9 protein-coding genes are annotated in these 13,931 nt (G+C 47.3%); 4 read left to right on the forward strand and 5 right to left on the reverse strand.

Annotated elements, in window-relative coordinates:
- Window positions 1-57: 57 nt before the first annotated feature.
- Window positions 58-3,393: a transglutaminase family protein gene (locus DN062_RS08110; protein ID WP_112158837.1), complete on the reverse strand. Its 3,336-nt coding sequence runs from the start codon at window positions 3,391-3,393 to the stop codon at window positions 58-60.
- A gap of 332 nt (window positions 3,394-3,725) precedes the next feature.
- Between DN062_RS08110 and DN062_RS08115 the strand changes: the two genes are divergently transcribed.
- The 3 genes from DN062_RS08115 (at window position 3,726) to DN062_RS08125 (ending at window position 6,947) form a co-directional block, all read left to right on the forward strand.
- Window positions 3,726-5,183, forward strand: a complete 1,458-nt coding sequence (locus tag DN062_RS08115; protein WP_112158838.1) for a circularly permuted type 2 ATP-grasp protein — start codon at window positions 3,726-3,728, stop codon at window positions 5,181-5,183.
- Window positions 5,184-5,186: 3 nt separating this feature from the next.
- The gene (locus DN062_RS08120; protein WP_112158839.1) at window positions 5,187-6,170 is read left to right on the forward strand and encodes an alpha-E domain-containing protein; all 984 of its coding nucleotides are present in this window, start codon (window positions 5,187-5,189) and stop codon (window positions 6,168-6,170) included.
- 123 nt (window positions 6,171-6,293) lie between these two features.
- Window positions 6,294-6,947 carry a hypothetical protein gene (locus DN062_RS08125; protein WP_112158840.1) on the forward strand — a complete coding sequence of 218 codons (654 nt, stop codon included), beginning with the start codon at window positions 6,294-6,296 and terminating at the stop codon, window positions 6,945-6,947.
- Window positions 6,948-7,074: 127 nt separating this feature from the next.
- On the opposite strand, the gene DN062_RS08130 is transcribed toward DN062_RS08125, so the two are convergent.
- The 4 genes from DN062_RS08130 to typA form a co-directional block, all read right to left on the reverse strand.
- A complete protein-coding gene (locus DN062_RS08130; protein ID WP_112158841.1) occupies window positions 7,075-8,517 on the reverse strand; it encodes a sodium-dependent transporter in 1,443 nt (480 codons plus the stop codon).
- 153 nt (window positions 8,518-8,670) lie between these two features.
- Entirely contained in the window at window positions 8,671-9,108 is a 438-nt protein-coding gene (dtd, locus tag DN062_RS08135; RefSeq protein WP_112158842.1) for a D-aminoacyl-tRNA deacylase, read from the reverse strand.
- An 18-nt stretch (window positions 9,109-9,126) separates the two neighbouring features.
- Complete coding sequence (gene pip, locus DN062_RS08140) at window positions 9,127-10,077, reverse strand: prolyl aminopeptidase (protein WP_112158843.1); 951 nt, start codon at window positions 10,075-10,077, stop codon at window positions 9,127-9,129.
- Between the two features lie 112 nt (window positions 10,078-10,189).
- Window positions 10,190-11,998, reverse strand: a complete 1,809-nt coding sequence (typA, locus tag DN062_RS08145) for a translational GTPase TypA (protein WP_112158844.1) — start codon at window positions 11,996-11,998, stop codon at window positions 10,190-10,192.
- A gap of 402 nt (window positions 11,999-12,400) precedes the next feature.
- On the opposite strand from typA, the gene glnA reads away from it, so the two are divergent.
- Window positions 12,401-13,813 carry a type I glutamate--ammonia ligase gene (gene glnA / locus DN062_RS08150; RefSeq protein WP_112158845.1) on the forward strand — a complete coding sequence of 471 codons (1,413 nt, stop codon included), beginning with the start codon at window positions 12,401-12,403 and terminating at the stop codon, window positions 13,811-13,813.
- The last annotated feature ends 118 nt before the right edge of the window (window positions 13,814-13,931 follow it).

The following is a 13,931-nucleotide window of genomic DNA, read 5'->3' on the forward strand; positions in this document are numbered from 1 at the left end:
TTCCGTATTGGGCCAAGAGGCGGCTTTAGCCTCTTGGCGCTAAGTGAGAAGAGACAATTATAAATCAGAATCTCCTTTAGATCTGTGATCACGGCGAAGATCTAAAGTATGAGGATACTCAGGTTGGATTGTTTCAACACCTAAGTCCATTTTTCCTTGTGTATGACCTTGCGCCCAGAAACGAGACAAGCGTCTAGATTCTGCTGCGTTCGCATTCACTGGGAAGTCTTCGTAATTGCGCCCAGCAGGGTGTGAAACATGATAAATACAGCCCCCTAATGAGCGCTGGTTCCACGTATCCACCAAGTCAAACACTAATGGAGCATGGACTGGAATCATAGGATGAAGCGCGGAAGGTGGTTGCCAGGCTCGGTAACGAACACCTGCGACGGCTTCAGAGTTCACTCCTGTCGGTTGCAGAGGCACTCTGCGTCCATTGCAGGTGAGTATATGGCGAGCGGGGTTATAGCCAAACAGCTTGACCTGTAAGCGCTCTACGGATGAATCAACATAACGTGCTGTGCCACCGCCACTGACTTCCTCACCTAACACATGCCAAGGTTCGATGGCTTGTCGCAGCTCAATTTGTACCTGGTCGTAGATAACCTGCCCATGTTGTGGGAAACGGAACTCTAAGAAGCTTTCGAACCAGCTAGGATCAAAATCAAAGCCATGTTCACGAAGATCATCGAGTACATCTTTAAGGTCTTCCCATAAATAATGGGGGAGCAGCCATCGGTCATGCAGAGCGGTTCCCCAGCGAACCAGCGGTTTACGATAGGGCGTTTCACTAAAGCGCGCCACCAGTGCGCGTATGAGAAGCTGCTGCATCAAGCTCATTTGAGCATGAGGCGGCATTTCAAAGCCACGCAATTCGACTAAGCCTAAGCGCCCAGTTGGGCTGTCAGGGGAGTACAGCTTGTCTATACAAAACTCGGCGCGATGCGTGTTACCGGTAATGTCGGTTAACAGGTTGCGCAGCAGGCGATCCACCATCCACGGCTGTGGAATCTCGCCAACGGGCATTTGTTGAAAAGCAATTTCCAGCTCGTATAACGCTTCATGGCGGGCCTCGTCAATTCGAGGTGCTTGGCTGGTTGGGCCTAAGAACATCCCTGCAAATAAGTAGGATAAGCTTGGGTGGTGTTGCCAGAAGGTGATCATGCTGGCCAGTAAGTCTGGACGTCTTAAAAAGGGTGAATCAGACGGCGTTTCACCGCCGAGCGTGACGTGATTTCCGCCACCTGTGCCAGTGTGGCGTCCATCAAGCATGAATTTCTCGGTACCCAAACGTGCCAAGCGCGCTTCTTCATATAAGCACTGAGTTCTACTCACAAGCTCACGCCAGGTTTTTGATGGCATGATATTGACTTCGATCACCCCTGGATCTGGCGTAATCAAGAACTTCTCCATACGATTATCGGACGGAGGTGGATAGCCTTCGATACAGATCGGGAGCGCCATATCAGTGGCTGTTTTCTCAATGTGAGCCAACAATTCTAAGTAGTCTTCCAGTCGCGGTAATGGCGGCATAAAGACAAATAACTTACCTTCGCGTGGCTCAATACACAACGCCGTGTGAATGATAGGTCCATCAGCCGAATCCGGGGTCTGCTCCTGGATGTCTTGCTTTAGTGGCGTTGGAGCGTGAGGCCCTGGTGTTTGTTTTGCTTGCACGTCACTGTAGCGACTTGCAACTTCTCCATGCATATCGGCCAGTGGTGCTTGATGTTCAAACAAACTGGTAGGATGTTGGGTGTCGTCGCGACCTGCAAAGGGTAGGGCTGACAATGGAAGTCTGAGCCCCATAGGTGAGTCCCCAGGAATGAGGTACAGCGACTCACGTCGAACGGGCCAAGGCCCCGACTGCCACTTAAGGCTACTTGGATTGCGGTTCAGAGGGAGCGTGAAGCCAGTGATTTCATCCAAGCCTCGCTCCAATAGACGTGCCAGTCGTGCACGATTTTCATCGTCTTTCAGGTCTTCTTTGCGAAGATCGATATCAACGGGTTGCTGGCGCTCTAACCACAAGTAGTAGTAGGCATCTTCGAAACAGGGAATGATCCACTTTTCGGCCACCCCGATACGCTTAGCTAAGCGGGTTGCAAAGCGATTCGCCACTTCAGGTGTTGCTGAATAGTCTTTGTACATGTCGGCCAGTAGGCCGTCATTTTTCCAGACAGGAAGACCGTCTTTACGCCAGTAGCATGCTAAGGCCCATCTAGGTAAAGGCTCACCGGGATACCATTTCCCTTGCTGGTAATGGATAAGGCTGCCAGGGGCAAAATGTGGTCTTAGACGCTTTAATAGGCTTTCGGCGAGGCGACGCTTGTTAGGGCCTTGAGCTTCGGTGTTCCATTCAGGCGCATCCATGTCATCAATCGACACAAATGTTGGCTCACCACCCATCGTTAGACGGAGGTCGTTGGCCTCAATCCGTTCGTCTACATAGTCGCCAAGCGCATCGATTTTAGACCACTGCTCTTCTGTGTAGGGCTTTGTGACACGAGGATCCTCGTGAACCCGAGTGACACTCATCTCAAAATCAAATTCAACTTCACACTTATCCGAGAGTCCGGTAATGGGCGCGGCACTGGAAGGTTCGGGAGTGGCGGCCAAGGGAATATGGCCCTCGCCAGCAAAAAGTCCCGACGTTGGGTCTAGACCGACCCAGCCTGCACCTGGGATGAACACTTCTGTCCAAGCATGCAGATCGGTAAAGTCGACCTCAGTGCCTGAAGGGCCATCGAGCGCTTTGACGTCGGCCGTCAGTTGGATGAGATAGCCGGAAACAAAACGGGCCGCTAAACCGAGGTGTCGTAATATTTGTACCATGAGCCATGCAGAATCTCGGCAAGAACCCTGAGCTTTCTGCAAGGTTTCTTCCGCTGTTTGTACACCGGGCTCCATGCGAATCAAATAGTCGATGTCTTGCTCTAAACGCTGATTAATAGCGACAAGAAAATCAACCATAGGAGTTGGTTTATCGGTAACTTCTGTTAACCACTGTGTGAGTAAAGGGCCGGATTCAGTGATTTCTAAATAGGGGATTAGCTCTTTTTTTAATCCATCGGGGTACTTGAATGGAAAGTCTTGCGCATAGTCTTCAATAAAAAAATCAAATGGATTGATAACCGTCATAGGGGCTATCAGCTCAACATCAACATGCAGGTGTGTCACCTTCTCCGGGAACACCAATCGAGCCAGATGGTTTCCAAAGGGATCTTGCTGCCAATTTATGAAGTACTCACCACCGGACACTTTGAGTGAGTAGGCATCAATAGGTGTACGACTATGGGGTGCAGGTCTAAGGCGCACTAAGTGAGGAGAGAGGTTGACGGGTCTGTCGAAGTCGTAACGGGTAGAGTGCTTCAGTGCAACACGTATGGTCATCGTCTTAATCCGGTCAATGATCGTTAAGTTAGTATAGTGAATGAACAGCAATTGATATGCCACTTATACCGTCTATTTATGTAATTAATAGTGAATTCATAATAAAGGTAGAAAAAATGGGCTAACAAGAACTATAGTCTAAAAACAACGATTCATAACTAGAGGCAAATTGCTGCACTATTTTGGTGCTGATGTTGGTTTTGTTGATGAGCATTATGGTGCATAAATGGGGACGATAACGAAAAAACGCACATCCTTATCAACAAAATAACGGTTGGTATGGCAATTGCTAATATTCTTGTAACATCTACAAATAGAACGGAATGCATGCCATGAGTAAAGTTAACTGGCAAAATTATGCGTGTAATGGCTTTTACGATGAGCTACTCGCAGGGCCCGGACAACCGCGAGATGTTTCTCGGATGTTGTGTGAGTATTTAGCGCAGTTGGATGCACGAGAACTCGCTGATCATAAAACAGCGGTTGACGTTGCAATTCAAATGATGGGGATCACCTTTACGGTGTACACCGAAGGCAGCATGATCGATCGTGCTTGGCCTTTTGATATCGTTCCAAGAATTATTCCTTTAGACGAGTGGCAAAGAACCTCTGCAGGGTTAAAGCAGCGTGTTCAAGCACTCAATATGTTCATCGATGATCTGTATCATGATCAAAAAATTGTTAAGGATGGTGTTTTTCCAGCGGAAGTTTTAGCACAGTCTGTGAACTTCAGGCCTCAATGTGTTGGCATTACACCACCGCACCGTGTTTGGGCACACATTTGTGGCTCTGACTTAGTCAGAGATAAGGATGGTACGCTCTACGTATTAGAAGACAATTTGCGCGTGCCGTCGGGCGTCTCTTACATGTTGGAAAATCGCAATGTCACGAAGCGCGTACTGCCCGAGCTATTTGCAACAGGGCGGATACAACCGGTTGATGATTACACCGATCAGCTATATGACATGCTAGCATCTATGTCACCAAGACCTGGAGACGACCCACAAATCGTTGTTCTAACCCCCGGAATTTATAACTCCGCTTATTTTGAGCACTCCTACTTAGCTCAGCAAATGGGCGTTGAGCTGGTGGAAGGCAGTGATTTAGTGGTTGGCGAAGATGACTGTGTCTATATGCGTACAGTCGATGGTTTGCAACGAGTGGATGTCATTTACCGTCGTATTGATGATATGTTCTTAGATCCCGAGGCCTTTAACCCTGATTCAATGTTAGGTGTTCCGGGTCTGATGCGCGCTTGGCGCAGTGGTAAGGTTGCGTTAGCCAATGCGCCGGGAGCGGGGGTTGCCGATGATAAAGTCGTGTATGCCTTTGTTCCTGAAATTATACGCTATTATCTTGATCAAGAGCCTTTATTGCCGAATGTGCCAAGCTATTTGTGTATGTTCGAGGATGATCGCAAGTATGTGCTGGATAATCTCGATAAGTTAGTTGTAAAACCTGCGAATGAGTCGGGTGGCTATGGTATGTTGATTGGTCCTCACTCCACTAAAAAAGAGCGAAAGATTTTCGCTGATTTGATTAACGCCAATCCCCGTAATTATATGGCGCAACCTACGTTATCCTTATCAACCGCTCCGACTTTGTGTGATGAAGGAATGGAGCCGCGTCATGTCGACTTGCGCCCCTTTATTCTGTCGGGTGGTCAGTCCACTTATGTGACGATGGGAGGGCTCACTCGTGTGGCGATGACCAAAGGGTCCTTAGTGGTCAATTCCTCACAGGGTGGGGGTAGCAAAGATACTTGGATTGTCGATACTAAGAGGGGTTGAGTTATGTTATCAAGAGTTGCCGAAAGTGTGTATTGGATGGCTCGCTACCTCGAACGTGCGGAAGATACAGCACGGCTGATAAGTGTTAACAGCCATTTATTGTTGGATTTCCCCAAAGCTACCCGGTTGGGTTGGTCTTCTTTAGTGACTATTACAAGCAGTGATGAGGTATTTGACAAGTACTATACAGAAAGAGATGAGGAGAGTGTGCTCAGTTTCTTCTGTGGAGATCGTCGTTACAGTGGTTCGATTGTTTCGTCGCTTGCTGCCGCAAGAGAAAACTTGAGAACAACGCGTGATGTGATGCCTCAGCGTATTTGGGAGGAGGTTAACCAGCTGTTTTTGGCAATCAGCCATCAAGTTGAGGCTGGAATAACACCTAGAAATCGCGATGCGTTTTTGAATCGAGTCATTCGCAGTTGTGAGACGGTAAACGGGATGATTGAGGGAACGTTGAGCTATACGCAGGTTAGAACGTTTCTACAGTTAGGACGCTCCATCGAACGTGCTGACATGACAACGCGCATCATTGATGTCCGTTCAGAGAATCTATTGCCGCGTACTCCCGAAGAAATGACGCCTTTTGAAACCTTGCAATGGGTTAGCGTTTTAAAGTCTTTAACTGGGTTTCAGATGTACCGTCAGCATGTTCGTTTGCGCGTGCGAGGTCCTGATGTGCTTCGTTTCCTGTTGCAGGATGTGCGTTTCCCGCGCGCCGTTGCATGTACCTTAACCCAAGTCTGTGCCGAACTCAGCCAGCTTCCTGGCCATGTACGTGCATTGGCAGCGGCACAAAACTGTTTAGCACATATCACCAGTGCGGATATTCCGCTCTTGTCTTCAGAGCCGGATCAACTGCATCAATACATAGATCAATTGCAAATTGATTTTTTGGATCTACATGATGCCGTCGTCGACACTTGGTTTACCCTGTTGCATGAAAAGGAAATCGTTGCCCAGTTAGCGCAAACCCAAACGCAAAACTGAAGAATCCCATCACCTAGATCTGGCACTGATTTTCAGTGTCAGATCTAACAATATATCGACAAAAAAACAAACCCCCTTCAAAATACACCTTTATTATTTCAGGACAATGACAGAGGGTAGGGAATGTCGCACGCTTTAAACAGCATCAAGTATTCTATTCTGAGTTTTTTGGGTTTAGTCGTAGGGCTGTTATGGTCACCCTTAGCGGTGTACTTAGATATCGTGGTGATTGGCCATGGTATGCCCGAACAAGGCGTGACTGAAATCAGTCAATCCATTTTCATTGGTTTATCCGCAATTCTTTTTTTTAAACTGATGTGGACTGAACGGGAGCAACGCGGTTTTTTAGTGCTAGTGGCCAGTTTTTTCCTGTGTATGTTTGTTCGTGAACAAGATGCGCTACTGGATATGATAAAACCAGGCTTATGGCAATATTTAGTCGCAGGGATCGCAGGGCTTTCGGTTTTGATGGCATTGTTTTGGCGTAAGAATTTATTGGTATCGATGGCAGAGGCGGCAAAGTCTTACCCGTTTGCATATATATTGGCGGGGATTGCATTGCTGTTATTTTTTAGCCGTGTATTTGGTACTGGCGCGCTATGGGAGGCCATTTTTACGCATGATTTGGATCGTTCGGCACCTAGGCTTCTTAAGAATACGATCCAGGAAGGGATTGAGTTAGCGGCTTATGCACTCATTTTATATGGGAGCTTGCTGTATACGTGGGAGCAAAAGCGCAGAGGCATGCCATTGCCTGATCGAAATGAAGTGACTTAAACACAGATATTAATTTCAGGATCATGGATGAACAGTAGGCTAAGATTGAAAAGACTGTGGATGTTTCAATAAAAAGCCGTGTCCATCGCTTAAGATGAAGACACGGCTTTTACGCATAAATCAAACGTTAATTGGCTTTGTTATTGGCCATAAAGGTGCGACCAGCTGTAAATGCACCAATGATCAAAACTGAACCAATTGTAGGGATCAGGTAACCTTCAACTTGTGGAATTGTCCGTAAAAACACGAACGCAACCGCTGTTGGTGCAATAAATCTGACCAGAAACTGCCAAATTTTGAACCACTGATCATTGGTGGCCATTTCCCGAATGACTTCATCACGACTCAATGCCCATCCTGCAAACAAGGCAATGAGTAAACCGCCCAACGGCATTAGAATGTTTGTTACAAACTCTAACACATCAAAAGGTGAGCGATTAAACAGTGTGTGGGTAATGGTGCCTTCTGACCAGATATTGAAGCTAAATACGGTGACTAAGCCAAGCAACCAACAGCCGAAAATCATAATGCCAACGGCTGTAGGACGGCTTAAACCGTATTTCTCAACCAGAAATGCAGCCACTGGCTCAACAAGAGAAATGGCGGAGGTCAGCGCTGCACCGATCACTAAAATAAAGAAAATACCACCCAGTAAAATACCGCCGGGTAGGTCAGCAAAGGCGATAGGAAGTGTTACGAACATCAATCCCGGTCCTTGCCCCGCTTCCATGCCGCTGCCAAAGACCAAGGCGAAAATTGCAATACCTGCCAGTAAGGCAATGACGGTATCGACTAGAGCAATCCAAATAGCGGTCCGTGTGAGGGATGCTTCGCTGGACATGTAGGCACCATAAGCCATGATGGCACCCATGCCTAAGCTTAAGGTGAAGAAGGACTGCCCCATTGCTTGCAGCCAGCCTTCAAGGCTTAGATCTGATAGATTGAACGTGAACAGAAACTTCATGGCGGCCACTGCATCGCCTGCGATAATGCCATAGGCAAGAACAATCAACAGGATAAAGAACAGAGCGGGCATCATAAAGCGTAATCCGCTTTCAATCCCTTTATGGATGCCCATACCCACAATCGCACCTGACGCGATAATGAATAGGGTGTGGTATGTCAGTAGAAGCCCAGGTGATGCGAGAAGGTCACCAAATGCAGCGCCTATTGTTTCGGCACTGGCTCCGCTCAAGGATCCTGAAAACATAAGTCCAGTGTAGTGAATAGCCCAACCGGCAATGACCGAATAGAAGCTTAGGATAATGAAGGCCGCTACAGCACCCATCCAGCCAATAATCTGCCAGTTGGAGCTGGTGCCATGAGATTTGGTGAGGTACTTCATACCCATAATAGGGCTTTTCCGGCTTGCACGGCCGAGTAAGCTCTCAGCAATCAGGATGGGGATACCCACTACCGCAATGGTGAGTGCATAAATGAGTATGAAGGCTCCGCCACCATTCTCGCCTGTTAAGTATGGGAAACGCCAGAGATTCCCGAGGCCGACAGCCGAGCCAACGGCGGCAAGCAGAAAGGTCCCCTTATGGGTCCAAATTTTAGGTGAGCTCATAATTTTGGCTGATCCGTTATAGTTAGAGTTATATATACTGAGTATAAACCGCCGATTTTACCTTATATCAATAGGCGGTTTTTTTTGAAATTTCCAACTATAAGATAGAAAGGTTTGCCTAAGGCTTAAAAAATAAGAAAATCTCCTAATTCTTTAGGTTTCGAGCAAAAAAGTGACAGGGCCGTCGTTGACTAACGAAACTTGCATATCCGCCCCGAATTGCCCAGTCCCTATGTGTTGATAGGTGGCTTGGGCGCGCTGAACAAAGTAGGAGTAAAGGGTTTTTCCTTGTTCGGGTGTCGCCCCCATTGAAAAGCCGGGGCGCAAGCCTTTCTTCGTGTCAGCGACGAGCGTGAACTGCGAGACAATCAATAAACCACCGTTCACTTGCTGTAAGTTAAGGTTCATACGGCCAGCATCATCAGAAAACACCCGATAGTTAAGCACCTTATGGAGCATCTTATCGGCGGCTTCTTCTGTGTCCTGCCTCTCAACACCCAGCAGCAGAAGTAGGCCCTGGTTAATGTGTCCGATGCATTCATTATCAACATGAACCGACGCATGCTGTACACGTTGAATGAGACCTTTCATTATGTCGTCGTCCCAAATTTAGGCTTTGAGTTGAGCAAACTGATCGGTTGCTTTGATCAAGTTATCCGTTATCCCTGGCTCAAATGCCGAATGACCTGCATCACGAATAATATTCAGTTGCGCGTTGGGTAGCGCTTTGTGCAGAGCAAAGGCTTGCTCAATCGGGCAGACAACGTCATAACGACCGTGGATAAGAATTGTGGGAATATCGTTTAGAACGTCGGCATTTTTGATGAGTTGATTATCCGTCATAAAACTATTGTTAATAAAATAGTGTGCTTCAATTCTTGCCATTGCTAATGCAATGTGTGGATCACCAAAGTGCTCCGCAATATCGGTGTTTGGATGAAGGGTTGAGCAGCGGCCTTCCCAAATAGACCACGCCTTTGCAGCAGCCATGCGTGCTAGCTCATTGTCAGAAGTTAAACGCCGATAATAGGCGGCTAGCATATTGTCGCGTTCAGCTTCGGGTATCACGCTCACATAGTCTTGCCAATAATCCGGAAAAATTGCGCTGGCTCCTTGTTGATAAAACCAGCGGATATCCTGAGGGCGGCATAGAAAAATACCTCGCAAAATCATACCCAATACACGTTCGGGATGGGATTGGGCATACGCCAACGCCAAGGTTGATCCCCATGAACCTCCAAACAGTAGCCATTGCTCAATGTTGAGATGCTGGCGTATGGTTTCCATGTCGCTGATTAAGTGAGGTGTGGTGTTGTTATCTAAGCAAGCATGTGGCGTCGATTGTCCGCAGCCTCGTTGATCAAACAGAACGATTCGATACGCTTCTGGATTAAAAAAGCATCGATGTGCGGGTGATATCGAGCCTCCCGGGCCTCCATGTATGAAAACAACAGGGATGCCTTGAGGGTTGCCACACTCTTCTACGTATAGAGTATGCTGTTCGTCGACAGCAAGGCGATATTGAGCATAAGGACTGATTTCAGGATATAAAACCCGCATGGTTGGCTCCACCGAAGAAACTGATCATAGATACATCCCATGATAACGCAAAAAGGCAGCCTAGGCTGCCTTTTGAACGTTTATCCAGCGCGCGAGGCGCAGGCTAAACCAATTACTTTTTATTGCGCTTGCGCTCGTTTTCTTTCAAAAACTTCTTACGAACACGAATGGCAACAGGTGTAACTTCGACCAATTCATCGTCTTCGATGAAATCAAGCGCTTGCTCAAGAGAGAAACGAATTGGCGGTGTCAGTACGATGTTTTCATCAGTACCGGATGCGCGCATGTTGGTTAGCTGCTTACCTTTGGTTGGGTTAACAACTAAGTCATTTGAGCGTGCGTGGATACCAATGACCATGCCTTCGTACACTTCAATGCCTGGGCTTACGAATAAGCGACCACGTTCTTGAAGTGTGAAAAGTGCAAAGCCAAGCACTTTACCGTTCACCATAGACACTAACACACCATTATTACGCGCCGCGACGTCGCCGTCTTTTACGCGACCATAATGATCAAAGACAGAAGTCATAATGCCAGTGCCTGAGGTCATGGTCATAAATTGGCTACGGAAACCAATTAGGCCACGAGAAGGGATCATAAAGGTCACGCGAATGCGTCCTTTACCGTCCACTTCCATGTTGGTCATGTCGCCTTTACGCTTACCGAGCTCTTCAATCACCGAGCCTTGGTGCTGCTCTTCAACATCCAGCATCACCAGTTCGTATGGCTCGCGAATTTCACCGTCGATTTCTTTTTGAATAACTTCGGGACGAGACACCCCTAATTCAAACCCTTCACGACGCATGGATTCGATCAAAACCGATAGATGAAGTTCTCCACGACCTGATACTTTGAATTTCTCAGGAGAGTCGCCTGGCTCAACACGCAGCGCCACGTTGTGAATTAATTCACGCTCTAAACGCTCTTTAATGTTGCGGCTGGTAACAAACTTGCCTTCTTTACCTGCGAAGGGTGAGTCGTTCACTTGGAAGGTCATAGAAACTGTTGGTTCATCAACCGACAGTGCTGGCAGCGCTTCAACGACGTTAGGGTCGCAGATGGTGTCAGAAATGTTCAGTTGGTCAAGGCCTGTGATACAAACAATATCGCCAGCCTCAGCTTCAGGAACTTCTACACGCTCAAGTCCATGGTAACCCATGACCTGTAATATTCTACCGCTGCGCAATTGAGCATGGCTGTCTATTACTTTAACTTGGGTGTTGGTTTTCAGACGACCACGTGTAATACGGCCAATTCCGATAACACCAACGTAGCTGTTGTAGTCCAGTGCCGAGATTTGCATTTGCAACGGACCTTCTGGATCAACGCGTGGTGGATGAACGTGTTTAATGATCGCTTCAAACAATGGCGTCATGTCTTCAGCCATGTCATCGGCATCTAAGCCCGCGATACCGTTCAACGCTGAGGCGTAGACGACAGGGAAGTCTAGCTGCTCGTCGGTTGCGCCAAGGTTATCAAACAGATCAAATACCTGATCCATAACCCAGTCTGGACGTGCGCCTGGACGGTCAATTTTGTTGATAACGACGATTGGATGCAAGCCTTGAGCAAAGGCTTTCTGAGTTACGAAACGTGTTTGAGGCATTGGGCCGTCAACCGCATCAACCAACAGAAGAACAGAGTCTACCATCGAAAGAACACGCTCTACTTCGCCACCGAAGTCCGCGTGCCCCGGTGTATCAACGATGTTGATACGATAGTCGTTCCATTTAATGGCTGTGTTCTTGGCTAGAATCGTGATGCCGCGTTCACGTTCTTGGTCATTCGAGTCCATGATTCGCTCAGAGGACTCGTCACGGCGAGTTAAGGTGCCGGACTGCTGTAGCAGTTTATCGACGAGGGTTGTTTTGCCATGGTCGACGTGGGCGATGATAGCAATGTTTCTTAAGTCTTCGATCACAAGTTTGTACCGGTTCTTTGTCTAAAGCGCATTATTATACGCAACTAACCCCGAACAAGCGACGAAAGTTTGATGACATTTTGAACAAGTCAATTAAATTTATATTTGCACCGGGATGGCGCAAATTTATGGTTGTTCCAGTATGATTCTAGAGTGCGTTGCACAAAATACGATCGTCGCCAACGTCTTTCGTGAGCACTAATGGTGCATTTTTAGTAAATGTGTACTTTAATGGTGCAAAAAGTGAATGGTCACCGATTTGTCGACTCATAAGAGTCCTGATTTAGCGGGGTTTTTTACACTGGCACGTTCATTGCTTGTACTGATGTAAGCGGTTACGCCGGATATTTTCTGCATCCGGCCTCCGGCAAATTCATATAGCTAACATGTGGAGAGAGTCGTATGTCAGAGAATACTCTGAATCTAATCAAAGAGAGCGGTGCTAAGTGGATCGACATGCGTTTTACCGACTTTAAAGGTAAAGAGCAGCACGTTACCATTCCAGTATCTGATATGGGTGATTCCTTCTTTGAAGAAGGGAAAATGTTTGATGGTTCCTCTATCGCAGGTTGGAAAGGAATTCAAGAATCTGACATGATCCTGATGCCTGATGACAGTGCATCGGTTCTGGATCCTTTCACTGAAGCGCCTACTGTTATTGTTCGTTGCAACATCGTTGAGCCAGCCACTGGCCAAGGCTATGACCGTGATCCACGTTCAGTTGCTTTGCGTGCTGAGCAATTTTTAGCGTCTACAGGTATTGCAGACTCTGCAATGTTAGGCCCAGAGCCAGAATTCTTCGTATTTGACGAAGTAAACTGGCATGCTGATATCAGTGGCTGTGGTTATACCATCTCCTCTGAAGAAGCGGCTTGGTCTTCTAACATGAAGCTTGAAGGCGGCTCACGTAACACTGGACACCGTCCACGCGTAAAAGGTGGTTATTTCCCTGTTCCGCCAATCGACTCTTTGCATGATATTCGTGCTGCTATGTGCGACGCGATGGAAGCAATGGGCTTAACGATTGAAGTGCATCACCACGAAGTAGCAACCGCTGGTCAGTGTGAGATCGGTGTACGTGGTAATACTCTGGTTAAGAAAGCAGACGAAGTTCAAATCCTGAAATACTGTGTGCATAACGTTGCACATGCGTATGGCAAAACTGCAACCTTTATGCCTAAGCCATTGGTTGGCGATAACGGTTCAGGTATGCACGTTCACTTGTCTATGTCCAAAGATGGTAAAAACATCTTCGCAGGCGACGGCTATGCGGGTCTAAGCGATTATGCGCTTTACTACATCGGCGGTATTATCAAGCATGCTAAAGCGTTGAACGCAATTTGTAACCCATCAACTAACTCTTACAAGCGTTTAGTTCCTGGTTTCGAAGCGCCTGTTATGTTGGCTTACTCAGCACGTAACCGTTCTGCATCCTTGCGTATTCCTTACACCACAACACCAAAAGCACGTCGTGTAGAGGCTCGTTTCCCTGATCCAGCGGCGAACCCATACCTTTGCTTTGCAGCTCTGTTGATGGCAGGTATCGATGGTATTCAGAACAAGATCCACCCTGGTGACCCAGCGGATAAAGATTTGTATGATCTTCCAGCTGAAGAAGCGAAGTTGATCCCAACCGTAGTGGGCAGCTTGACTGAAGCCTTGGATGCGTTGGAAGCAGATCATGAGTTCTTGACCAAAGGCGGCGTATTCTCTAAAGATATGCTAGATGCTTACATTGGTCTGAAGCGTGCTGAAGTTGAGCGCATTAACATGACGACTCACCCAGTTGAGTTCGATCTGTATTACTCTGTTTAATGTCATTAAATGATAAAAAACCTCCCTCGGGAGGTTTTTTTTTGAGTAAAGTTTCAGTGCGTGTTTAAATGTTTCGTGCACTAAATTGGTGCTTATTGGGTGCTCTTGAACCTGTAGC

The organism is Nitrincola tibetensis (assembly GCF_003284585.1).
In the GTDB taxonomy this organism is placed as follows: domain Bacteria; phylum Pseudomonadota; class Gammaproteobacteria; order Pseudomonadales; family Balneatricaceae; genus Nitrincola; species Nitrincola tibetensis.